Below are 24,623 nucleotides of genomic sequence, written 5' to 3'. Positions count from 1 at the left end.
CCATATAATATAATGTTTAATAGATTGGCTGTATTTTATGTGAGGTTAGTGTAAGCTTTCGCTTTAACGCTTTTAAAGATGAAAGCGATAGTGCTGAGTCGCTCACTTTGATGCACGCGCTGATACCGTAAAAGAAAAGGGGTTATATGATGAAAAAAAAGAACATTTGGGTAGGATTAAGCTTGTGTCTGATGCTTGTAGCTTCGGGTTGCGGATCGAACAACAATGCTGCGGTGAATACGGAAAAAGCTGCTAACAAACCGGCAAATGCCACGGCTGCTCCTGCAGATGCAGGCAGCAAAGAATCCTACAGCATTGCCATCTCCCAATACGTAGAACATCCGTCACTGGATGCGACGCGAGAAGGCTTCATGGCCGCACTTAAGGATGCCGGACTTATTGAAGGTGAGAATCTGAAGGTGGATCTCCAGAACGCACAGGCCGATCAAGCCAACAACCTGTCCATCGCACAGAAGATTGCCGGCGACAAAAACGATCTCGTGCTCGCGATTGCCACTCCTTCGGCTCAATCAATTGTGCAGAAGGTAGATAAGGATACACCGGTATTGTTCGCCGCTGTTACAGATCCGCTGGATGCCAGGCTTGTAACCGATCTGGAACACCCGGGCGGCAATGTCTCCGGTGCTTCCGATACTAATCCGGAGGCAATCACACGGCTGATGCAATTCATTGCGGCACAGTTCCCGAAGGTGAAGAAACTGGGGCTTGTCATTAATGAGGGCGAGCCGAATGCTGTAGTTATGGCGGGAATTGCCAAGGAAGAGCTCGACAAACACGGCATTGAGCTGGTGAAGGCTGCAGTCACGAATACTTCTGAAGTGAAGCAGGCGGCTGAATCACTTGTCGGACGTGTAGACGCATTCTACATTACACTGGATAATTCGGTGGTAAGTGCTGTAGATACAATTATCCAAACCGCAAATGAGAAGAAACTTCCTTTCTTCTCCGCTGACCGTGATACGGTAGAGAAGGGCGCATTTGCTACAGTCGGTTTCAAATATTATGATCACGGCTATCAGGTCGGTGAAATGGCTGTGGAAGTACTGAAGAACGGCAAAAGCCCAGGCGACATGAAAGTAACCATGCAGGAGAAGCTGGACCTTATCCTTAACCTGAAGGCTGCAGCAGCGCAGGGCATTGAAGTGACAGATGCCATGAAAGCTGAAGTTGCCGATCAGACCAGCAACATCATTCAATAAGTTCAGACATTATGACGGGGCGATTCGAGAAGAACGCTCCTTGCCGCTTGAGGGAGGAAGTCACCTATGTATGATTCAATAATGGGAGCCTTGGAATCGGGCTTGCTGTACGCTTTTATGGCTTTGGGGGTATATATAACTTTTCGGATTCTTGATTTTCCGGATTTAACTGTAGACGGAAGCTTTACAACTGGCGGGGCCATCGCCGCAGTGATGATTACTCAGGGCTATTCCCCTTGGCTGGCTACATTCTGTGCAATGGCTGGCGGTATGGCAGCCGGCATGTGCACGGGCCTGCTGCATACAAAAGGCAAAATTAACGGATTGCTGTCCGGGATCCTGATGATGATAGCTCTTTATTCCATTAATTTACGGATACTAGATAAGCCCAACGTTTCGATCATGGGCGAAGACACCCTGCTTAGTTCCATAAATCCCTTGCTGGTCATGCCGTTTATTGTGGTTGCTGTTAAACTGCTGATGGATCTGTTTCTGCGTACAGACCTTGGCCTGGCCCTGCGGGCCACAGGCGACAATTCAAGAATGATCCGCAGCTTCGGTGTAAACACTGATACAACGACTATTCTCGGCATCAGCCTGTCGAATGGCTTAGTGGCGCTCTCGGGAGCACTAATCGCCCAGTCTTCCTCTTTTGCTGATTCAACTATGGGTATTGGGATGATTGTTATCGGACTGGCTTCGGTAATTATTGGAGAGGCGATTTTTGGCGCCAGGAATGTGTTCCGGGCTACGCTGGCCGTTGTGCTGGGCTCGATCGTTTACCGGATTGTTGTAGCGCTCGCCCTGCGGGTTCCGTGGCTGAAGGCCTCCGACTTGAAGCTGATTACGGCAGTTATCGTCATTATTGCCCTGTTGTTCCCGTCGCTTCAGCGGTATATGAAGCAGAAGAGAACAGCCCGCAGAAGAAGCGCTGAACTAGCGGCGTTGGCGCTAAGAAGCAAGAAAGGGGGAACAGCCGATGCTAAAGCTTGATAATGTATCCAAGCTGTTTAATCCCGGCAGCCCGGATGAGAAGATAGCGTTGCTGGGCATCGACCTTCACCTTCTAGCCGGCGATTTCGTTACGGTTATCGGAAGCAACGGGGCAGGTAAATCCACTTTGATGAACGTGATCTCCGGAGTAATGAAGCCGGATCTGGGGGAAGCACGGATCGAAGGCAGCTCGATCAGCCATCTGCCTGAGTATCAGCGCGCCCGCTGGATCGGACGGGTCTTTCAGGATCCGATGGCCGGTACGGCCCCGCATATGACGATTGAGGAGAACCTGGCGATGGCTTTCAAGCGGGGCCAAAACCGCGGTCTGACCTTCGGAGTCAGCAGCGGCAGACGGGCGCTGTTCCGTGAACAGCTGAGCCGCCTTGGCATCGGGCTGGAGAACCGGCTGCGAGCCCAAGTGGGCCTGCTGTCCGGCGGAGAGAGACAGGCGCTCAGCCTGCTGATGGCGACCTTTACCCAGCCGCAGATTCTGCTACTGGACGAGCATACTGCAGCCCTTGACCCGGCCCGCGCGGAGCTGATTACGAAACTGACGGAATCGATTGTCCGTGAGATGAAGCTCACTACGCTGATGGTTACCCATAACATGGAGCAGGCCATCCGGCTGGGCAACCGGCTGATCATGATGGATAAAGGGACTATTATCCTGGACATTGATGCAGAGCGGAAAAAAGATCTGACCGTAGAACGGCTGCTTGGTGAATTCGAAACCATCAGCGGACATAAGTTGGCGGATGACCGGATGATGCTGGGATAATATGCGCTCTACTTAAATACGCATTTACCATCAACACCCCAAAGACTTGGATATGCAGTTTCCCATGGAACTGCTATTCAGGTCTTTTTGGGTTATATTTCCATAACCGTGTCATTCGTTTATGATAATAATGACCCATGAAGTGAACTGGCCTTATAAATGATAAGGGAAGGCGGATTGAAAAAGAAATGTACTTGCGAAATAATAAAAGTGCTTACAGGAATTCAGGGATCTTTAACAAAATGATTCTGATCATTTCCTTCTTACTGTTGCTGTCGTTTCTGTTTTCTCTCATATTTCTTCAGTACGTGTACCGGATCTACGACCGGCAAATTTATGAAAAGTCATCCGAAGTCCTTGGTATGTCTGCAGTCAGCATAGAGAGTGAGCTTAAGGAGCTGGAGCAGCTATCCTTTGCGGTCGGCTCGGATGAACAGATCCAGGATTGTCTGCGCAAGCTGCTGGATCAACCCACACCCTATGAGCGGCTGGTGCTGCATAACAAGATTATTAACCGGCTGGTGGGTTTTGCGGGTGCGGAGAAGTAAGTGTATTCCATGATGCTGATGGATGCAAATGACGGTGTGATGACAGCCGGCAACCGGGAAGGAGTATCGCAGTCCCTGCAGGATCAGTTGAAGCCGCTGGCTGTAGAGGGTGGAGGAAGTAACGTCTGGTACACCCAGGGCAGCAAAAACTCACTGCTTGCCGTACGCCAGATCAAGTCTTATACAGGCTCAACTTTTACACTGGATCATCTGGGGACGCTGGTTATCCGCATCCGGGTAGAACGAATCGTTGCCGACAGCACGAATATGGCTTCGGGCGAAGGGCAGCTGATTGTAGTTGACACGGCCAGCAACCGCTCAATCTATCCCGCAGAGCCGCTGCTTACACCGCACGAGCTGGCAGTGGAAGTGTCACGGCCTGAACCTTACCGGACAGGCAGTTATGTTCAAGGTACGTATTTCATTGCCAAGACGGAGTCCTCTTATAGTCTCACGCTGGTTATGCTGATATTCTTTATCTTCCAGAAGCAGATAGTGGATGGCATCAGTACCAGCGGGCTGAAGGGTTGAGTCAAAGTATGATCTGCTCTGGATCAGAGCAGGAAAGGTGTGCTTAAGTATGGGAAGTTATCACTTTGATCCGCGAGGCCGGCCTGAGTGATTTGATTATTCATTTGCGCCAGGGAGACTGACCAAAGACTAATGAAATTAGAGTTGCCGATTCACTCCCCTGTATGCGAGGTAAAGGTTAAGGAAAGAACTTAACCGGTAAGCGTATACAGATGATCTAGATTGGGAGGATTGGCTAATATGACAGAACAGAAGCTGAAAGACAAGGTAGCTATTGTTACTGGAGGCGGTTCCGGGATCGGAAGAGCGTCGGTGCTGGAGTTCGCCAGAAACGGAGCAAAGGTGGTACTGCTCGACCGGACGGTTGAAAATGCCGAGAAGGTTGTACATCAGGTGAAACAGGAAGGCGGGGAAGCCGTCGTCATTGAATGTGACATTGCCGAACCGCAGCAGGTGGAAGCGGCGGTGAAGCAAGCGGCCGCGAAGTGGGGGCGGCTTGATGTTGTGTTCGCCAATGCCGGGATTAACGGAGCAATGACTCCGATTGAAACGATGGATATTGAGTCCTGGGATCAGACGATTCATATCAACCTCCGTGGAACCTTTGCCACTGTCAAATATGCAATTCCGCATTTGAAAGAGAACGGAGGCAGCATACTGATCAACAGTTCGATTAACGGCAACCGCGTGTTCTCTAATATCGGTTTCTCTGCCTACAGCACTACGAAGGCCGGTCAGGTGGCTTTTATGAAGATGGCTGCACTGGAGCTGGCCCAATACAAAATCCGTGTGAATGCCATCTGTCCGGGGGCGATCAAGACGAATATTGATGACAATACGTATCCTTCCGACGATCTCAAAAAAGTGCAGATCGAGGTGAACTTTCCGGACGGCGGGCAGCCGCTGGAGGAAGGTCCCGGACGGCCCGATCAGGTGGCTAAACTTGCCTTGTTCCTGGCATCCGCCGATTCGGACCATATTACAGGAACAGAGATTTATTGTGATGGAGCCGAGTCGCTGCTGCATGGCTGATCTCTTCTAACCACGGGCAGCCAAGCATATAATGAATTGAATAGCTCTTCCTCAGAAGAAACGGAATCCGTTCCTTGTCATAGGCTCAGCCCGAGAGGGCTGCATCGTTGACGCAAAAGGCCGGGGATGCCGTTTCTTCTTGTTCATTAAGATTTAAATATTTTATCGGGTTATCTTGCTATAAATAAAGCTAAGCTTTCATGTTTTTTTCAGGTATACTGATTCTATCTGTTTATTCATAAATATACTTTTAGGAGGAGCTATGGAGATTGATCTGCACACGGAATCGATAGTAAAACTGCTTGTGGCCATGCTGTTCGGGCTGTTCATCGGTATCGACAGGCAATTAAAACAAAAGCCGCTGGGGATTCGGACCAGTATGGTCATCAGTATCGCAAGCTGTTTAGTGACGCTTGTCTCGATCCATGCTTATGACAAGTTCGGGGGAACGGATCACCCCAACATGGACCCGATGCGCCTGGCGGCGCAGATTGTCAGCGGGATCGGATTTTTGGGCGCGGGTGTAATCCTGCGCAGAGGCGGAGACGCGATTTCCGGATTAACTTCGGCGGCGCTGATCTGGACGGCCTCGGGGATTGGCATCGCGGTTGGAGCAGGCTTTTATGTGGAAGCGGGGTATGCAGTTGTGCTGCTGATGTTCGCCGTCAATGCTGTACCGCTGCTGATCAAAGCCGTTGGACCACAGGTGCTGAACAAGCATGAGATTTCCGTCAAGATCATAATGCAGCCCAATTATGTGCTGACCGAGGTGATCCAGAAGATCGAAGGACGTCAAATGACCGATCAACGAAAGACGAGAAGACCGGGACGGACGATCCGGCGGATAAAGATCAAGGATCTGGATGACGGCAGGCAACTGATTGACATGGTGCTGTCTGCACCTGATCAGGATTATGCGACGGAAATATATTATGATGTGAAGAAAATTGAACATGTAATGAGCGTAGAAGTGGAACAGTTGTAAAAATGACATGTTCCCTTCTGGGCAGATGTGGTAATCTATTTAGGAGATAGTCATTTCGAACATATGGAAGGGAGAATAAAGTTATCATGTCGATTACTGCATTCGAAGGACAATATGAAGGAGAAGCTGCAGTCTGGCTGAAAGCGGGACGTTACGAGGCAGCTATCCTGCCGGGCATCGGCGGCAATCTGATTTGCTTCCGTGATACCGAAAACGGTTACCGTTTCCTGCATGAGCCGGGCGCGGCAGAGATGGAGGCCTTTAAGGCCAGCCCTGGAATTCACGGCATACCTGTACTGTTTCCTCCGAACCGTTATGAAGATGGGGAATTTCCGTGGAATGGACAAACCTACAAGTTTCCGGTGAATGAGGCTGCAACAGGCAACCATCTGCACGGATTTTTACATACAGCTGCGTGGGAAGTTGAAGAATTCGGCAGCGGTAAAAGCGAAAGCTTCGTTACGGTGGCGATTAAGGTGGACGAGAATCACCCGTCCTATCAATACCTGCCGTTCAAATATACGGTCAAGCTGCGCTACACGCTGGGAGAAGCAACCGGGCTGTCCCAGCAACTGCTGGTCCACAATGACGGCGGCGAGCTGATGCCTTGCCTGCTGGCCTTCCACACAGCGATCAATGCGCCGTTTGCACCGGACAGCTCGCCCCAGGATTACCGCGTGAAGGCGACCATCGGCGAGCGCTGGGAGCTCAGTGAGCGCATGCTGCCCACCGGCGCTTTCCAGGAGTTGACGGCAGAGGAAATCGCGTTGCGTGATGAAGGAGTCAATCCGTTCTTTGCGCCGATGGACAACCATTACACCGCTGTACCGCAAAACGGCCGCAACCGGATGGAACTGACGGACAGCAAGTCCGGCGTTACGCTCGTGTATGATGTCGGAACCTCCTACAAGCAATGGATGATCTGGAACAATGGCGCTACAGAAGGATTCTTCTGTCCGGAGCCGCAGATTAACCTGGTGAATGCGCCGAAGGTGGATCTTCCTGCCGATGAGATCGGATTGTTCGGCCTGAAGCCGGGCGAATTCTGGGAAGAAACCAGCCGTCTGTACGTGAAATAGGAAGTAGAGATTCATAGCTGTAAAGCCAAGCCTCACTTTTGTGGGGCTTTTTTGTGCGATCTTTTAATGCAGCTTTAAGCTAAATAGCGTATACTACACGTTTAGTATAGTTAGGAGTGAATTTTATATGCGCTATTTTTTACCTTCCAAACGATTGGGTTTCCTGCTGCTCGCTCTGCTGCTATGCGGCTTTGCTCTGAATTTCTTCATGCAGGCCGCTTCATTAAATATGGATGCGATGAGTGTTTTTAACTGGATCGGAGAATATTACTGGCTGTATTTAGCCGGAGGCTTGTTCTTTTTCTTTCTCCTGCTGGTGTTTTCTATGATACTGCCGAGCGTTTACGCCGGATCTGCAATGGCCGCTGTGTTATGCATCATGCTGGGTATTGTCGATTACAAGAAATTGTCCACCACCGGAGAACCGCTATTTCCCTGGGATTTGCTGCTGCTCAAAAATGCCGGGGAGATGAGCCATATTACCAAAGGCATGATTCCACCGCTTGCGCTGGCAGCTGCTGTTCTGCTTATTGCCGCTGTGGTCTGGCTGATCTTCAAACTGCCGAAGATTAAGGTAGCCTTGCCGCTGAGAATGCTCATTACCGTACTTTCTGTGGCGATGATAAGCGGATTTGTTTCTATGGTCGCCCATCAGTCTTCTTTGGCTGCTTCGATGAAATATCAGAACATTTTTTGGAACCAGAAGGTGAATTACAAACAGAACGGTCTTTTATTTGCCTTTGCCGGCAATTTGCGCCAGAGCCTGATCGAAGAGCCTGAGGGCTACAGCCGCAGAGCGATTGAGGAGATCGCCGCCAAATACGGCAAGCTGCCGGATCCGGCTCCGAACGTACAGGCAACGCAGCAGCCGAACATCCTGTTCATGATGGACGAAGCCTTCTTTGATCCTACCCGTCTGCCGGGGCTCTCCTTTAGTGAAGATCCGCTAAAGTTTATCCATCAGGAGGAATCTGCCACACCCTCCGGTTTCCTGCTCTCGCCTGAGTTTGGCGGCAATACGGCAAATATAGAATTTGAAGCGTTGACAGGGATGTCCATGTATTTTCTTAAGGACGGTTCCATTCCGTATCAGCAAAAAATAGTGAAAATGTCCTCACTGCCTTCAATTGTAAGCATTCTGAAGGAGCGTGGCTACCGGGCGCTGGCGCTGCATCCGTATGACGAGACGTTCTACAACCGCAACCGCGTGTACCCGATTCTCGGCTTTGATGCTTTTACAAGTGAGAAGGATCTGGACAATGCCGGACGCATCACACCGGAGGGATACATTTCCGATAAGGCGGCTGTGCAGGAGGCTTTGCGGGAGCTGAAGGCGTCCTCTGACCCGGCGTTTTTGCATCTGGTGACCATGCAGAATCATTTTCCGTTTACCAAGGGGCACAATGGACCGAATACGATATCCGTTGAAGGCACTTCACCGTCCTATAAAGACGAGCTTGAAACCTACACACAGAATACCAAGCTGACCGATGAGGCGCTGGCGTATTTGCAGCAGGAGCTGCTAACTCTTGATCGTCCTACGATTGCCGTCTTCTGGGGTGATCATTTGCCGGCATTGTCGGCCGGAATATATACGGATGCCGGCTGGGACAGCGAGCCAAGGCTCAAGCACGAGACAAAGCTGGTGATGCTGGCGAATTTTGATATTGGCAAAAAGCCGCTGAACACCCTCAGCCCGGCCTTTCTGGGTCCTACAGTCTTTAGACTCTCGGGGCAGCCTATGCCCCCGTACTACAAACTTCTGGGGAAAGTGCAGGATGAGATGCCCGGTCTGAGCAAGCAGGTGCTGATCGGTTCCAACGGTGCACTGACAGCTTTTACTCCCGAACAGCAACAGCTGCTGGATGACTACCGTATGGTGGAGTATGATCTGCTGGAGGGCGGGAATTATTCACAGGATTTGCTATTCTGAGAGGTATTCCCTTCTCCTATTAAACGAGGTATCATGGCAATAGCTGTGCTACCTTGTTCTTTTGTGAAAGGGGTTACATTTTGAAAAAACTGTGGATGGTCTATGTGCTGCTAATCGGTCTTTTTCTCGTTTATGTGCTGAATTACAAGCTGCAGGCCGACGCTGCAGATCCATGGGAGACAGCCGGACTTCGCGGCAATATAGAAGATAAATATGTGATGGTTACCTTTCAAAGTGGAATTGATTATTGGAAAAGCGTGCTGAAGGGCTTCGAAGATGCTGCGGAGGAGCTGAACGTCTCCGTCGAATACCACGGCTCGACCCAGCATGATGCCAATGAGCAAATGACAGTATTGGAGCAAATGATAGCCAAAAAACCGGCGGGAATTGCCATTTCGGCAGTCAATTCCGAGCTGCTCACAGCTACGATCAACAAGGCCGTGGACAGCGGCATCCCTGTCGTGCTGTTTGACTCGGGGGCACCGGATAGCAAGGCCTACTCCTTCCTTGGCACTAACAACTACAATGCCGGAGTTGAAGCAGCGCGGAAGATGGCCCAGCTCACCGGCGGCAAAGGGGAGGTGGCGATTATTACGACCCCGGAGCAGCATAATCATCAGGAGCGTACGGACGGCTTCAGCGTCACCATCCGCAGCGAATTCCCTGAGATGAAGCTGGTAGCAATCAAGGATGGACGCGGCGATCAGGTGGCTTCCAGGGAAGCGGCGGAACAGCTGGTAGCGGAATACCCGGAGCTTACAGGTATTTTTGCTACGGAGTCTAATGGCGGAATAGGAGTAGCCGAGGCGGTGGAAACGAAGCAGGGAGCCGGATCATCGCTCAAGATCATCAGCTTCGATACGGATAAAGGCACACTTGATCTTGTTAAAGAAGGCAGAATCGCCGCCACGATGGCGCAAGGTACCTGGAATATGGGCTACTGGTCACTTACGGAGCTGTTTCATTTACACCGTGATCTGGATGAAGACCCTGCCGCCTACGCCAATAACAAGCCTATTCCTGTGCCTGATACGGTAGACACCGGCATTGATGTGGTGAGCCGGGCCAATGTGGACAACTATTATGCCAAATAGAAGCAGGCTGATGCAGGGGGGATTATCTTATGCGGAAGAGCGGCTTGACGGTGGAGAAGCTGAAGTTTAACAATCTGCCGATCCGGTATAAGCTGATCATCCATTTTTTGTTGATCAGTATTTTGCCTTCGATCGGGCTAGGATTGCTGATTGGCTGGACGGTGGACCAGATTATCGAAGAGCAGAGCAACGAGAATACGATGCAGCTGATCGGCAAGGTCAATACGGCGCTGGAAAATGATGTGGAGAATCTGCAGAAGATTACCTACCTGATTTCTTTTGATCCGGGGGTGCAGGCTTTTCTGGATGGCACCGAGAAGGCGGAAACGCGGTTGAAGGAAGCAGGCACAAGCGGAGAATCGGCAGAGTATAATATCCGCAAGTTTCTGCAGGGCTTTACTACGCTTAGCTCTGAAATTGCCGGAATTATGCTGGTCAACCGTGAAGGCGATTTCATCAGTAATGAAATGTATGCCCGCCCCGAAACCCGTGTGACTAATGAAGCATGGTACAAGCAGGCTGTTGATAATAAAGGGATATTCAAAATTGTCGGACATCCTTATGGGCGCGCAGTCATGTCCCATGTTGATTATAAAGAAAGTGAAGTGGTATCCGCCGTTAGAGCTATTGTTGACCCTGAGACGCAGATGGTGCAGGGCGTGGTTCTGGTCGATTTGAAGCTGCGGGTCATCGCCGAGACGGCGCGCGATGTGACGCTGGGCAAAACCGGTTATTTGACCGTAGTGGATGACAGCGGGGAAATGATCTATGCTCCGCAACATCCTTTTATGCACAAGATTCCGGCTGGCCTGTTCAGAGAAACCTCCGGCATCACCTCGGAAACTGTCGACGGCCGCCATCTGCAGTTGATCTACAGGACCTCGGCCTTTACAGGCTGGACGACGATGGGCGTCTTTCCTATGGAGGAATCGGCTTATGGCGTGCGGGAGATTACGTTTAATGTCGTAACGTTTGTGTTTGTGGTCTGTATGCTTGGGATGACGGCATCCTTTTATCTGGCGTATTCGATTTCCCGCCCGATCGGCCAGCTCGCTTCCTTCATGAGCAAGGCGCAATCCGGCGATTTGACGATCCGCTACTGGGGCAACCGCTCGGATGAAATCGGACTGCTTGGCCGCAGCTTCAACAGTATGCTGGCCCAAATCAGCAGGCTGCTCTCCTTGACGGAGCTGCAGGCCAGGCAGAAGCGGGAGGCGGAGCTGCGCAGTCTGCAGGCGCATATCAAACCGCATTTTTTATATAATACGCTGGATACGATCCACTGGATGGCCCGCAGCAAGGGGGCGGAGGATATTGCCGAGGTGGTCCAGTCTTTATCCAAGCTGTTCCGCCTGGGACTCAGTAAAGGCAGCGACATTGTCCCGCTCTCCGATGAGCTGGAGCATATCATCAGTTATCTGAAGATCCAGCAGGTCCGCTACAGCAGCAAGCTGACGTATAGCATTGAGGTGGAGCCGCGGCTCCGGGAGCTCTATGTGCTTAAGCTGCTGCTTCAGCCGATGGTAGAGAACGCGATTTATCACGGAATCAAGGAGCGGCGCGGTCCGGGTCAACTCACCATTTCAGTGGTAGAACGTGAGGGGGATTTGTACTTGACAGTTACAGATGACGGAGCAGGCATTCCGGAAGCGCAGCTCTCCATCCTGAACGACCGGCTTGAGGCCGTCGGGAGCAGCAGTAGTGATGCGGCTGAAGCGGAGCAGCCGCTTCCCGGCAGCACAGGGAGCGGCTACGGCATTCTCAATGTCCAGGCACGGATTAGGCTGACCTACGGGCAGCCATACGGACTCCGCATCGACAGCAGACAAGGTGAGGGAACCGCTGCAACAATCCGGCATCCCGTCGTTCGTGAAGTGTATCCCCGCGATTGATTATGGAATGGAGGGAGCAAGCGCATATGGAATACTGGAAGGTCATGATTGCCGATGATGAAGACATCATCCGTGAAGGAATTAAGCAATGTGTGGACTGGGAAGGGCTTGGCCTTCAGGTAGTAGCGGAGGCGGAGGACGGTGAGGAGGCGCTTGAGCTTGCGCTTCACCATACCGTCCATATCGCACTCGTTGATTTGAATATGCCGATTATGCATGGAATTGAACTGATGAAGCGGCTGAGGGAGCAGCTCCCCGGCTGCAAAATCATCGTGATTACCGGACATGACGAGTTTGTCTTTGCCCAGGAGTCGATAAGGCTGCAGGTGAATGATTATATACTCAAGCCTGCCGAACCAAAGCAGCTGATGCAGGTGCTGCGGGGTGTCCGGGATGAACTGAATGCGGTGAGAGAGCGGAACCAGCATTTGCAGCAGGCCTCCAGACAGATTAGCAAAAACTTTCCATTGCTGCGTGAACGCTTCTGCCAGGAATGGCTGGACGGAAATCTGACCCGGGAAGAAATCCTTGAGCAGCTGCATTTTCTGCAGTTGCCGCTGGAGCGCCCAGAACTGATCGGCATCATCCGCTGGAGATGGGAAGCCCACCCCTCGGGAATGGGGGAGAAGGAACGCCAGCTGTTTCTTTTCGCCATCGAGAATATTTCCGCTGAATTACTGGAAAAGTACCCGAAAGTTATTTTTCGCGATGCGGCAGGTTTAATCGTGATTCTTCTCTGGCATGAAGCGGGAGAGCGTATAATGGCCGGAGTTGAAGCAGCTGTGCGCTGTCATCTCAAAATCGCCGTCGAAGTGGGAATTCAGCCCGTTGAAGGAGAGATTGAGGAGCTGGCCTCCTCATACCGTAAATGCAGAGCGGAGCTTGCCAAGGAGCAGCCTTTATCGCCGCTGGTTCGCCGGGCCAAACAATATATCCTTGAGCATTACAGTGAATACGGCTTGACCCTGGAGGCGATGGCGGGTTCTCTTCAAGCCTCTCCGGTCTATCTCAGCCGCCTGTTCAAGCAGGAGCTCGGTGAATCCTTTGGAACGTATCTGACACAGATTCGAGTGCGCAAAGCGGCACAGTTGCTGCATTCGACGGAAATGAGCATCCATGAGGTGGCAGAGCGTTCAGGATACGAGACCCAGCATTATTTCAGCACCTCGTTCAAAAAGCAGACAGGAGTGTCCCCCCTGCAGTTTCGCAAGGGTGTGCTTCCCGGAGAAGCCGGCCGTGATAACGAGTAAGTGGCAGGGAGCAGAAAGTTAGAATGCCCGTCCGGGTACTTTAAGTCCATAGTTGTTCAGGAAGACGTTCCCACATGCAGGCTCCGGCCTCATGTGGTTTTTTGTTTTTATGTAAACGCTGACAAAAAAGGTTTTGATTTTATAAAAACAGTAGTTTGAGTGTAAATACGGGGCCGTATCCCCCTTGTTATACTCGACTTGTCAAACGGGAAACGCCCGCGAAGGCAACAGAATAGTCCAGGGGGGAATACAGCAATGAAAAAATTCTCATTGATCATGTTGACACTGGTAGTTGTATTGATCATGTCCGCTTGCGGCAACACAAAAAATGCAGGCGGCAGCTCGGATGATTCCAAAGGCAAGGTAGGGATTGCTATGCCGACGAAGTCGTCGGAGCGCTGGGTGAATGACGGCAACAACATGGTGAAGGAGTTCGAGAAGCTTGGCTATGGTACGGATCTTCAATATGCCGAGGATGTCGTGGAGAACCAGGTGTCGCAGATCGAGAATATGATTACCAAAGGTGTAAAAGCAATTGTCATCGCTTCTATCGACGGTGAGGCCCTGACTGATGTGCTGCAGAAAGCGCATGATGCAGACGTTAAAGTGATCGCCTACGACCGCCTGATCAAAAAAAGTGAATATGTCGATTATTATGCCACCTTCGACAACTTCAAGGTCGGTGTGCTGCAAGGCTCCTATATCGAAGAAAAGCTTGGCCTGAAGGACGGCAAAGGGCCGTTCAACATTGAATTGTTCGGCGGTTCACCGGATGACAACAACGCCTATTTCTTTTTTGATGGCGCAATGTCCATTCTGAAGCCTTACATCGACTCCGGCAAGCTGGTGGTCCGCAGCAAACAGACCACGATGGATCAGGTCGCTACCTTACGCTGGGACGGTGCTGCCGCTCAAGCGCGGATGGATAATCTGCTAAGTGCCAATTATGCGAGCGAGAATCTTGATGCCGTTCTTTCCCCATATGATGGCATCAGCATTGGAATCCTGTCTTCCCTAAAAGGTGTGGGGTATGGCTCAGGTGACAAGAAGCTCCCGGTTGTCACCGGTCAGGACGCGGAGCTGGCCTCCGTGAAGTCGATTTTAGCCGGAGAGCAGACCCAGACTGTATTTAAAGATACCCGTGAGCTGGCCAAAAAAGCGGTAGATATGACGGAAAGCGTACTGAAAGGCACAGAGGCAGAGGTCAACGACACGACTACCTATGACAACGGCGTAAAAATAGTTCCTTCCTACCTGTTGGAGCCAGTCTCTGTGGATGCAGGCAATGTGGATAAAGTGCTGGTGGATGGCGGCTATTATACCAAAGAAGAGCTGGGGAAATAATCGGCTGCAACAGTGACTATTGAAAGCTGGGTGAAAGCAATGAGTGACTATATCTTGGAGATGAACAGCATTACGAAGACGTTCCCCGGCGTCAAAGCGCTCTCGAATGTGAATCTGCAGGTCAAGGCTGGCGAGATCCATGCGCTTTGCGGGGAGAATGGAGCCGGGAAATCAACGCTGATGAAAGTGCTGAGCGGTGTCTATCCGCATGGGACATATGAAGGGGATATTTTATTCGAAGGCCAAGTCTGCCAGTTCAAGGATATCAAGGACAGTGAAAATCTGGGTATAGTCATTATTCATCAAGAGCTGGCGTTGATTCCGTATCTGTCTATTTCAGAAAATATCTTTCTCGGCAATGAGCAGGCAAAGCATGGGGTGATTAACTGGAACGAAACGACGGTAAAAACCAAAGAACTGTTGGAGACTGTCGGCTTAAAAGAATCACCCTTTACCGGAGTATCAACAATAGGCGTCGGCAAGCAGCAGCTCGTGGAGATCGCGAAAGCGCTCTCCAAGGAGGTGAAGCTGCTCATTCTTGATGAGCCGACGGCGGCACTGAATGAGGATGATAGCGAGAACCTGCTCAACTTGATCCTGGAACTGAAAAAACGGGGGATTTCCTCAATTATCATCTCACACAAGTTGAACGAAATCGAGAAGGTAGCGGATTCTGTAACGATTTTGCGGGATGGCCAAACGATCCGGACACTGGATATGAAGTTGGATGGAGTAACCGAGGATGTCATTATCAAAGGTATGGTCGGACGTGATCTTACGAACCGCTATCCCGAGCGGACACCGGATTTGGGCGAAACGATCTTTGAGCTCCGTAACTGGGAAGTGTATCACCCTACACAGGCTGACCGCAAAATGCTCCATGGGATCAATCTTCATATCCGCCGCGGGGAAGTTGTCGGCATTGCCGGACTTATGGGAGCCGGGCGTACGGAGCTGGCGATGAGTGTCTTCGGAAAGTCCTATGGCAAAAAGATCAGTGGCCAGATCTACATCCATGGACAGGAAGTGCATTTGAACGACATCAATAAAGCGATAGAAAGCGGATTGGCTTATGTAACCGAAGACCGCAAGCAGTACGGGCTTATTCTAATCGACGATATCAAGCGCAACATCTCGCTCAGCAATTTGCGGAAGCTTTCCCGCCGGGGTGTCATTAATGAGAATGAGGAAGTGCTCGTTGCAGAGGAATACCGCAGGAAGCTGAACATCAAGACGCCAAGCATTTTGCAAAAAACGGTCAATCTCAGCGGCGGGAATCAGCAAAAAGTGGTGCTCAGCAAATGGATCTACGCGCAGCCGGATATCCTTATCCTGGATGAACCTACACGAGGCATTGACGTAGGTGCGAAATATGAGATTTACTCAATCATCAACGGGCTTGCTGCGGAAGGTAAGGGAGTGCTGGTTATTTCTTCCGAGCTGCCGGAAATTATCGGCATGTGCGACAGGATTTATACGATGTGCGAAGGCCGGATCAGCGGCGAAGTGGAGCGGCAGGATGCGTCGCAGGAGCTGTTAATGAAGTACATGACACGAAGCAAGGGGGCAACACCGCATGGCAGTCATTAGTGGGATTTTCAAAAAGAATATCCGCCAATACGGCATGATCATTGCACTGATCTTTATTTCAATTTTCTTTCAAATCCTCACCGACGGCATTTTGCTCAAACCGCTAAACGTTACGAATCTGATTCTGCAAAACAGCTATATTCTGGTTCTGGCCATCGGGATGGTGCTTGTCATCATTACGGGACATATCGACCTGTCCGTCGGATCAGTGGCAGCATTTATCGGGGCGCTTTCAGCGATAATGATGGTCGACATGCAGCTGAATCCGGTACTTGCTGTCATTCTTTCACTGCTGATGGGTGCGCTGGTTGGTGCCTGGCAGGGCTTCTGGGTTGCCTATATCAAAATCCCTGCGTTTATCGTCACTCTGGCAGGAATGTTATTGTTTCGCGGCTTGACGATGATTGTACTGAATGGGCAGTCCATTGCCCCGTTCCCCAAGACATTCCAAAAAATCAGTTCCGGGTTCGTCCCCGATATCGTGAGCGGCGGTTCGCTGAATGTGCTGACCCTTATTGTAGGCATCATTCTTTCCGTTCTGGTGGTGTACCAGGAATTCAGAACCCGTAAAATCTCTGTGAAATACGGTTTTGAGCAGTCTGCGGTCTGGTTGTCCATCGCCAAAGCCGGAGCATTGGTGATTGTAATCAACCTTTTCACCTTCGTGATTGCTCAATATAACGGGATTCCAAATATCCTCGTCATCCTGCTTGTGCTGATTGCGATCTACTCCTTTGTGATGAATCATATGACGATGGGCCGGCATATTTATGCGCTGGGCGGCAACGAAAAAGCGGCCAGCCTCTCCGGTGTCAAAACTAAACGCGTCACCTTCTGGGTATTCGTCAATATGGGCGTACTTGCAGCCTTGTCCGGTCTGGTATTTGCCGCCCGCCTGAACTCTGCCACTCCCAAAGCCGGAACCAACTTTGAGCTGGACGCCATCGCGGCCTGTTTCATTGGGGGAGCTTCTGCTTCCGGCGGAATCGGCACAGTGGTGGGTGCGATCATCGGGGGACTGGTAATGGGCGTCATGAACAATGGTATGTCCCTGGTTGGCCTGGGCGTCGATTGGCAGCAGGGTATTAAAGGGCTTGTGCTTCTTCTGGCCGTTGGGTTCGATATTTACAACAAGTCGAAAACGGCGTAGTTAAGGATGTATTGTCATTGAGCCCTTCCCGCAACCGTTGCGGGGAGGGCTCTTTTTGGCATAGTTGGAAAGAAGAGGCTGTTCATATCTGTATCCGTACCTTACAATAGAAAAGACTTCTTGATGAGTAGCTATATATAATGTAGATTATGAACCAGGAGGATAGACATGCAAATCATCGCGATGCTGACTATGCTGATCGACCATATCGGCTATATTTTTTTTCCGGGAGAGCTTGCCTGGCGGTATGTAGGGAGAATTGCTTTTCCAATTTACTGCTACGGACTGGTGCAAGGGCATATACATACATCATCAAGGGCCAGATATCTGCGGCGGCTTCTCTGGATTGCGTTGATTGCACAGGTGCCATATAATCTGGCGCTGGATCCCGGGGGCTGGAATGTAGTATTTACTCTGCTTCTGTCTGCTATTGTGCTTGTAATCCTGGATAAGTTACCTAGCCTTTGGTTTGGCATTCCTGTGGTAATTGCAGCGGTTTTTCTAATGGATGTTCTTCCGCTCGATTATAATGCCTACGGTCTGTTGCTGGTGCTGATTTTCCGCTACGCGCGTTCCTATTGGCTAGTTCTGGCCCATTTTGTTTTGAACGGGTTTTACCTGTTCTACAGCGGCTGGCAGGTCCAGATGGTCAGCATTGTGCCTACGCTGATCATTGCGCTGACCCCGGGAGTATGGGGGTTTCTGGAGAAAAAACGCATTCCGCGCTGGGTATGGTGGTCCTTTTACCCGGCACATTTAGCGGTGCTCGCCTTGGTAAAGATTCTGTTTTTCCAGAATTGGGTAACTATAGATTGGCGAGGTTTGTTAACTTTATAGCTGGTTACCAAATGATGGCGTACCCTATGCAAATCCTTCCTCATTTTGAGTTGATGGATAGATCACAAAAATAAACGTAAGAGGAGACATGCTATGAAGAAAATGAAAGCAAGAACCAAGTGGTTACTCCCGATTCTCGCACTGCTGCTGATTCTGGCGGGCTGTCAGACGGTCGGCGGACTTGACGTCAATAAGGCGTTACTAGGGGATCTGGATGTTAAGTCTTCTGAATCCAGCACAACCTTTTCCTTGAATGCTGTACCTGCCGCTGGAATCAGCGCCGAGGATCAGGAGATGGTAGATCTTATCAATTCTTTTTCCGTTAATATTGCTCATGTAAAACTGCAGGACAACGGCAATGTATCTGCTGCCGGATCAGTTGGCTATAAGAAATTGACAGTGCCATTCACACTGTTTATGGATAAAGAAGCCATAGTGTTTACAGCGGAAGGGGCAAAGCAGCCGTTCTACTTCCCGCTTGAAAGTTATGAAGAAGAACTAGGTGTGGAAGGATTTGATCCGACAAAAGCACAGGAGATTTCCAAGCTCCTTACAACGTTTGTGGTGAAGAATCTTCCGAACCTTGGTGCAATTAACGTATCCTCCGTAAACGAAGCCGTATATGGTCAGCAATTGAACCTTACGAAGCTACATACGGAAATTACAGGTGACGAGCTGCCCGCATTAGTGAAAAGCTTCCTGAAATCTGTTTCTAAAGATACGGAAGGATTTACTGCGCTGATCAGCGGCCTCTATGATTATCTGTACCCGATTCTTAAGGCATCCGGAATGGAAGAAGGCTTGAGCGATTTCGGACTGGGTGATATCCCGTTGAATGACAAAGAAGGTGTCGTAACAGTCGCACATGATGCCGCCAAGCTGGCGGTGGATGCTCTTCTCCTGGTGTACGACAATCAGGTGAAGAACCTGTATAAGTCAACTCCTGAGCTGAACACCATTCTCGGCAAGGATACAAAACTGCAAGTGGATCTGTTCGTGGACAGCGGATTCCATATCCGCAAGCAAAACCTAGATCTGAAGGTAGCACTTCCGGCTAGTGAAGACCTGCCGCTTCAGAGCATTTCGGTTAAAGCAGAAACCCAGACCTGGAATGTAAATGGAGCTGTGACAGCCGATGCCATCAGTAAAGAGGGAGCACTCGACCTCTCCGAAACCCAGCTTACACCGGGTCAGACGCTGAGAAGCTTTGATCAGAATTCTGCAGTATACAAACTGCTGAAGGATGATTTTGGCATTACAGCCAAAGATATTGTGATTGCCCCGGATGATGATTACTATTATCCGATTGTAGAAAACGGCACAACGTATGTTCCGCTGCGCTACCTGGCAGAGGATCTGGATGCAGTGGTGAAATGGGATCCTGTGAACAAGGCGATTAATGTTACCGATGATGTGTATGGTGACGTTGTCGTGTTCAAGGTAGGCTCTGCACAGGTCTTGATCAACGGTAAGGCAGTGAAGATTTCAGAACCAGTATTCGTTGACGAATACGGTGATGCTTATGTGCCACTCCGTCTGTTGGCGGAAGCTTTGCATGCTACTGTTAAAGTAGATGAGTACGGTTATATTGACATCCACCGTCCTTAAGCAATTGTGAAGCAATAGAAGAGAAGGCCGGAGCTCCTGTACATAGGAGTTCCGGCCTTTTTGAATTATAGTGAAAATGCACAAGGTTCCTATTGTTTGGTGAGGACAATCTTAAGTGATGTATGGCTCTGTTCCTGATTCTCGGCCATGCTGCGGATATAGCCGGACATGAAGCCGCCTTCCATGCCTTCCCACAGTTTGTAGCCCGGCATGGCTTTAATCTCATCAATCGAACTGGCTGCTGTTCCTGCAAAGTAATTCACATTTAATTTGGCCATTACCTCAGCCATCGACTGCTTTTCTGCTTCGGTAAAGGATGTTTCTTTGAGCTTATTCATCGCCTTAGTGTAGGATGATCCGGCAAAAGTTTCTTCTGCATATGTCTTAAAGTTTAGCAGATGGGGATCGTTAATTCCAGATGCAGCGGCCCAACCCTCCACATCAACAGCAGCCGTATGATAGGTTACAGCGCGGGAGCTTGGATCAAAGGTCATAGCTCCATATTGATGGGGATTCACTGCCATAGCACTTGTAGCGATATCATATACCGGCAATGCTTGAGAAGCTGCCTTATTCTCTTCACTTACGGGTGGATCACGGCGGATATCCTGCATATGAATATGCCCGGACAGTACCAGATTCAGCCCGCTGCGGCGCAGCATCTTCATTGCTTCCTGGCTGTTGTTCAGCTTGAAGCCTGAAACGGACATCGAGGTGTGGCTCAGCAGGTTATGGTGCATCACCGTAATGATCGAAGCATGCTGCTCAGCCGCCAGCTTTACACAGTCATCCATCCAGGAGAACGTACCTGGAAGAATACGCCCGTCAGTTTGCGGAAAGCCGTATTTCTCGTTGTTGTTGTATTGACTGCTGTCAATCATCAGCAGATATAGTTCCGGCGCAGCCTTTACGAAATAACTCAGGCTGTTCTTGTCCCGGGATAAGGCTTCGTTATATCCGAAGTCTCCGTACATTCCGGTAAAGTCTTTATCAGTGATATGCTCTGCAACAAGCTGCTTTTCCCCTTCAAAGGATCTCGCCCAAGGGTTGAACAGATCATGATTACCGGGAATAACATACACAGAGGTACCCATGTTCTCAATACGTTTGAGCTTCTCTGCAAGCTCCTTATGGCTGCTTGCTTCGCCATTATTGGTCAGATCGCCGCTGAGAACAAGAAATTTCGGTTTCTTCTGCTGCACATCATAGATCAGAGCTTCCGCAAGCTCATCGCTGTAAGGCAGCATTTTGCCGTCGCCGCCGCTCACATAGGACTGAAAAGCTGTTCCGCCATCTTCCAGCGCTTTATCCAGGTAGTGGGTATCGGTAGCCACCCAAAAGGATACCGGTTCCGTACTTTGTTCTGAAGAAGCCGGAGCGGAGGTTGAAGATGGTGGCAATTTTGTGTCTTTGCATCCGCTGAGGCCTAAAGACGCTGCCAGCAATATAGATAAGGCCCAAGTCGTAGTGTTTTTTAGGTGAAAGGGGTACTTCAGAGACAATAATTTCATGGTTGAAACCTTCCTTCTGCACTTTTGCTGAATTATTGTAGCTTATTTCTAGCGGAATTGTATATCGGAAAGTAAGGCGATGTTTCGAAACCTGTACAGGTGATTATAGAAAAATAGTGGAGAGGGTATAAATAAAGGGATTCCTGCGACAATAAGTGTTGGTGAAAAGAGAAGAAGCAGGAAAAAGTTATGAAATAGTATTGTATTCGTGGAATAAAAGTGTTATGATTTAGAAAAGTTAGTTACTAAACAAACGGAGGTAGTTGTTTTATGTCTAAAAATTTTCTGGAAGCAGTAAAAGAAAGACGTTCCATATATGCACTGAGCAAAGAAACCCCGATCTCCGATGCACAAATCAAAGAGATCGTTGAAGCGGCGGTATTACATAGCCCAACTTCATTTAATTCCCAAAGCTCCAGAGCAGTGGTTCTTCTGGGCGACAAACATGATAAACTATGGGATATTACTACTGAAACACTGCGTAAGATTGTTCCGGCAGAACAGTTTGAAGGCACCGCTCAAAAATTGGCTTCCTTCAAAGCCGGCTATGGTTCTGTATTGTTCTTCGAAGATCAAACAGTGGTAAAGAGCCTGCAGGAGAATTTTGCCCTGTACGCCGATAATTTCCCGGTTTGGTCTAACCAGTCTTCCGGGATTCTGCAGTTTGTGGTATGGACAGCATTCGCAGAAGCAGGCCTAGGCGCGTCACTGCAGCACTACAATCCGCTAATTGACGATGAAGTGAAAACAACCTTTGACATACCTGCAGAATGGAAGCTGATCGCCCAAATGCCGTTTGGCAAAATCGCTACTGCTCCGGGCGAGAAAGAATTCCAACCGATTGAAGACCGTGTAAAAGTGCTTAAATAAGCATCCAATAGAGATGTTTAGAACCTCCTTGTCCGGGCTAATAATTACTATAGCCTAATCAAGGAGGTTTTCATTATGCCGTGGAACAAGGATGATTACCCGGATTCCCTTAAGAATTTTATGGCGCCTGTACGCAACAAGGCGATTGAGATAGCCAATGCCCTGTTGGAAGAAGGTTATGAGGAAGGGCGAGCCATCTCGATTGCTACAGCCCAAGCAAAAGAGTGGGGCGAAAATCACGATAAGCAGATCCGTAAAAAAAATCATTAGACAGGAAGAGGACCAGGCGGTTAACCGCCTGGTCCTCTTCTGTGGAAAAAGCTTGTCCTGTTAAATATTGCGAACTGCCTTATTTGGCAGGGGGTGCTTCAGTTGCTGAAGGTTCTGCGCTTGTTTCTGGAGGTGCAGATTCTTTGGCATCAGTGAGCGAGTTGGTGATCTTTGCTTTGCTATTCAGCTCCGACAGCCAAGTGTTTGACATTTCGGATACCTTTTTTGCTTTAAGGGTCTTTTCGATTTCTGCTTTCTTTTCTTCCAGCGTATATTCCTTTGCTTCCTTGCGGTCGGTTACCTTGATAATGTGGTAGCCGAAATCACTCTTTACTGCACCGCTGGTTTCACCGACTTTAAGCTTAAAGGCCACATCGGAGAATTCAGCAACCATATCACCGCGTTTGAAGAAGTTAAGATCGCCGCCGTTCTCTTTGGAAGCAGTATCCGTAGACTTCTCTTTGGCCAGCTTGGCAAAATCTGCTCCTTCTTTAAGCTGCTTGACGATAGAGTCAGCTTCCGCTTTGGTGGCTACAAGAATATGGGAAGCCCGGACTTCTTCTTGCTGATTAAAGGAAGCTTTGTTCTCATCATAATAAGCGGAAATATCTTTTTCCGTAACGGTTACTTTTGGTTCAATCAGCTTGCGGATTTTCACTTGCATCGGCATTTGCTTCTTCAGATCATCGAGGGTCATATTGCTCTGTGACAAAGCAGCGTTCAGGGCCTCTTCACCGCCGAGCTGAGTCTTAAGATCTTCAATCTCCGCATTGAGGTCCTCATCGGTAACGGTGACGTTGGCTTTCTTAGCTTCCTGATCCACAAGGGTAGTTGTGATCAGGTTCTTCAGTGTAGCTTCACCGCCGGCTTCAATCAGTTTATCGTAAAGCTGTGCTTTCGTAATGTCAGTTCCATTAACGGTTGCAACAGCCGTCTTGTTGTCTTCTTTTTGGAAAGGCGGTTTAATAAGTACAATGATAAGCGCAGCTGCAAGTACAATAGAAGCGATCATCCAGCCCTTTCCAGCCTTAGGGGAAGATGACGGTGGAGGAGCTCCAGCGCCCACTTTGTTCATTACTGGAACATTTCTTTCAGTTTCTCTAACAACAGGTGTCTCAGCGGGTTCAGCAGTTTTAAACACTGGTGTTTCGGAACCGTTGACATCACCGGTTGCTGAAGTAGATGCTGCCTCTTGGACTAACCCTTCATTGTTGTTTACGGAAGCGTTGCTTTCCTCCGTTGTTCCATTGTTGTTCTGGTGTTCGTTTTCGCCCAAATCTCTTTTGTCCATTATAATTAATGACTCCCTTCAATATAGGTGTTGCCTGTCTTTCTACAACTTTACCAGAAATCAGGATTCCAAACCTTAAGAAAGTATAAAAAAGTATATTTACTTTTTAAGATTCCATTAATACAAGTGGAAACGGATACCGTCCTCAAAAGGATGGTAATCCGTTTCAGCGAGAAAATAAAGGAAAAACCGGAGTTGCATGGTTGCACCACGCGCTTCCGGTTTATGTAGAAGAGATAAGAATGTATTCGTATATCTCTGAGTGTATCCGCTTAGGAGCTGAGGCCTCTGAGCAGATGTCGAATACTTTCCTGCTTCCGTCTGGGAACACGGACATTTTTGGCGTACAGGCCCATTTCACCGAAGTAGATACAGTCGTCCTCAATCGCGCTGATCTTGTTCAGATTAACGTAGCAGCCTCCGTACACATGATAATAGCTGGCATTGGATAATAAACGATTCAGTTGCTCGGCAGTCATTCTCTTTTTAATGTTGTAGTTTCTGCCGTGAAAAATGACCAAGTCGTGATCTCCGACTTTAAAGAACAGAATGTCCGTCTCCACCTCGAAGTCCTCATATACGTTTCTGGCTTCCAGCAGGCTGCTCATTCGTGTTCCCCCTTTATAAAAATGTACGTTGATGTTAGCGCTTTCATTATATCATATTCAATCTGATTTGAGAAGGCTTATTTTTGAAATGTTTTTTGTCATTTTTTACGTTGCATTTGTCATAGACGCTGAAAAATTGTAAATTATAAAGATGACTGCCGTTAAAACTAATGGCAGTTTAGATGATACTATAGTTATGGAACCAT

Annotated in this window: 22 protein-coding genes; 19 read left to right on the top strand and 3 right to left on the bottom strand. The window is 49.3% G+C overall.

All coding sequences use genetic code 11. The features are described 5' to 3' along the window. The first annotated feature begins 149 nt into the window (after positions 1-149). The 17 genes from AC3WT9_RS08255 to AC3WT9_RS08175 all read left to right on the top strand — a co-directional run bounded on the left by AC3WT9_RS08255 (position 150) and on the right by AC3WT9_RS08175 (position 19,867). The gene (locus AC3WT9_RS08255) at positions 150-1,220 is read left to right on the top strand and encodes an ABC transporter substrate-binding protein (protein WP_341092465.1); all 1,071 of its coding nucleotides are present in this window, start codon (positions 150-152) and stop codon (positions 1,218-1,220) included. A 66-nt stretch (positions 1,221-1,286) separates the two neighbouring features. Then, positions 1,287-2,213, top strand: a complete 927-nt coding sequence (locus AC3WT9_RS08250) for an ABC transporter permease (RefSeq protein WP_038590622.1) — start codon at positions 1,287-1,289, stop codon at positions 2,211-2,213. After that, the gene (locus tag AC3WT9_RS08245; protein WP_341092468.1) at positions 2,200-2,994 is read left to right on the top strand and encodes an ABC transporter ATP-binding protein; all 795 of its coding nucleotides are present in this window, start codon (positions 2,200-2,202) and stop codon (positions 2,992-2,994) included. Before AC3WT9_RS08250 ends, AC3WT9_RS08245 begins: the two co-directional genes overlap by 14 nt. A gap of 242 nt (positions 2,995-3,236) precedes the next feature. Beyond that, positions 3,237-3,542 carry a hypothetical protein gene (locus tag AC3WT9_RS08240; protein ID WP_341092469.1) on the top strand — a complete coding sequence of 102 codons (306 nt, stop codon included), beginning with the start codon at positions 3,237-3,239 and terminating at the stop codon, positions 3,540-3,542. Then, positions 3,543-4,073 (top strand): hypothetical protein, encoded by a 531-nt coding sequence (locus tag AC3WT9_RS08235; RefSeq protein WP_341378338.1) that lies wholly within the window; start codon positions 3,543-3,545, stop codon positions 4,071-4,073. 240 nt (positions 4,074-4,313) lie between these two features. Then, positions 4,314-5,105 (top strand): SDR family oxidoreductase, encoded by a 792-nt coding sequence (locus AC3WT9_RS08230; RefSeq protein WP_341092472.1) that lies wholly within the window; start codon positions 4,314-4,316, stop codon positions 5,103-5,105. A 262-nt stretch (positions 5,106-5,367) separates the two neighbouring features. Further along, the gene (locus tag AC3WT9_RS08225) at positions 5,368-6,090 is read left to right on the top strand and encodes an MgtC/SapB family protein (RefSeq protein ID WP_341092473.1); all 723 of its coding nucleotides are present in this window, start codon (positions 5,368-5,370) and stop codon (positions 6,088-6,090) included. Positions 6,091-6,176: 86 nt separating this feature from the next. Further along, entirely contained in the window at positions 6,177-7,169 is a 993-nt protein-coding gene (locus tag AC3WT9_RS08220; protein WP_341378340.1) for an aldose 1-epimerase, read from the top strand. 127 nt (positions 7,170-7,296) lie between these two features. After that, the gene (locus AC3WT9_RS08215; protein WP_341092477.1) at positions 7,297-9,102 is read left to right on the top strand and encodes an LTA synthase family protein; all 1,806 of its coding nucleotides are present in this window, start codon (positions 7,297-7,299) and stop codon (positions 9,100-9,102) included. 80 nt (positions 9,103-9,182) lie between these two features. Then, complete coding sequence (locus AC3WT9_RS08210) at positions 9,183-10,196, top strand: substrate-binding domain-containing protein (RefSeq protein WP_341092478.1); 1,014 nt, start codon at positions 9,183-9,185, stop codon at positions 10,194-10,196. Between the two features lie 29 nt (positions 10,197-10,225). Continuing rightward, positions 10,226-12,088, top strand: a complete 1,863-nt coding sequence (locus tag AC3WT9_RS08205; RefSeq protein WP_341092479.1) for a cache domain-containing sensor histidine kinase — start codon at positions 10,226-10,228, stop codon at positions 12,086-12,088. A gap of 26 nt (positions 12,089-12,114) precedes the next feature. Continuing rightward, positions 12,115-13,338, top strand: a complete 1,224-nt coding sequence (locus tag AC3WT9_RS08200; RefSeq protein ID WP_341092480.1) for a response regulator — start codon at positions 12,115-12,117, stop codon at positions 13,336-13,338. A gap of 255 nt (positions 13,339-13,593) precedes the next feature. Next, positions 13,594-14,682: a multiple monosaccharide ABC transporter substrate-binding protein gene (gene chvE / locus AC3WT9_RS08195; RefSeq protein ID WP_341092481.1), complete on the top strand. Its 1,089-nt coding sequence runs from the start codon at positions 13,594-13,596 to the stop codon at positions 14,680-14,682. Positions 14,683-14,721: 39 nt separating this feature from the next. Beyond that, the gene (gene mmsA, locus AC3WT9_RS08190) at positions 14,722-16,272 is read left to right on the top strand and encodes a multiple monosaccharide ABC transporter ATP-binding protein (protein WP_341092483.1); all 1,551 of its coding nucleotides are present in this window, start codon (positions 14,722-14,724) and stop codon (positions 16,270-16,272) included. Beyond that, positions 16,259-17,422: a multiple monosaccharide ABC transporter permease gene (gene mmsB / locus AC3WT9_RS08185; RefSeq protein WP_341092486.1), complete on the top strand. Its 1,164-nt coding sequence runs from the start codon at positions 16,259-16,261 to the stop codon at positions 17,420-17,422. The genes mmsA and mmsB overlap by 14 nt, the downstream gene beginning before the upstream one ends. 168 nt (positions 17,423-17,590) lie before the next feature. Then, on the top strand, positions 17,591-18,259 hold the full coding sequence (locus tag AC3WT9_RS08180; RefSeq protein WP_341092488.1) for a TraX family protein: 669 nt from the start codon (positions 17,591-17,593) through the stop codon (positions 18,257-18,259). Positions 18,260-18,352: 93 nt separating this feature from the next. Continuing rightward, on the top strand, positions 18,353-19,867 hold the full coding sequence (locus AC3WT9_RS08175) for a copper amine oxidase N-terminal domain-containing protein (protein ID WP_492407533.1): 1,515 nt from the start codon (positions 18,353-18,355) through the stop codon (positions 19,865-19,867). Positions 19,868-19,956: 89 nt separating this feature from the next. Here AC3WT9_RS08175 and AC3WT9_RS08170 read toward each other — a convergent pair whose 3' ends face one another. Beyond that, positions 19,957-21,378 (bottom strand): metallophosphoesterase, encoded by a 1,422-nt coding sequence (locus AC3WT9_RS08170; protein ID WP_341378345.1) that lies wholly within the window; start codon positions 21,376-21,378, stop codon positions 19,957-19,959. A gap of 270 nt (positions 21,379-21,648) precedes the next feature. Here AC3WT9_RS08170 and AC3WT9_RS08165 point away from each other — a divergent pair, with 270 nt between their 5' ends. Beyond that, entirely contained in the window at positions 21,649-22,248 is a 600-nt protein-coding gene (locus AC3WT9_RS08165) for a nitroreductase family protein (protein WP_341378346.1), read from the top strand. A gap of 75 nt (positions 22,249-22,323) precedes the next feature. Beyond that, positions 22,324-22,518 (top strand): DUF2188 domain-containing protein, encoded by a 195-nt coding sequence (locus AC3WT9_RS08160; protein WP_038590676.1) that lies wholly within the window; start codon positions 22,324-22,326, stop codon positions 22,516-22,518. Between the two features lie 79 nt (positions 22,519-22,597). On the opposite strand, the gene AC3WT9_RS08155 is transcribed toward AC3WT9_RS08160, so the two are convergent. After that, positions 22,598-23,809 (bottom strand): peptidylprolyl isomerase, encoded by a 1,212-nt coding sequence (locus tag AC3WT9_RS08155; protein ID WP_341378348.1) that lies wholly within the window; start codon positions 23,807-23,809, stop codon positions 22,598-22,600. Between the two features lie 272 nt (positions 23,810-24,081). Continuing rightward, on the bottom strand, positions 24,082-24,417 hold the full coding sequence (locus tag AC3WT9_RS08150; RefSeq protein WP_038590681.1) for a hypothetical protein: 336 nt from the start codon (positions 24,415-24,417) through the stop codon (positions 24,082-24,084). Positions 24,418-24,623: the final 206 nt, after the last annotated feature.

The sequence above is a fragment of the Paenibacillus sp. EB106-06-01-XG199 genome, assembly GCF_058791575.1.
The sequence above is the reverse complement of the archived record's forward strand: the minus strand, read 5'-3'. Positions and strand labels throughout refer to the sequence as shown.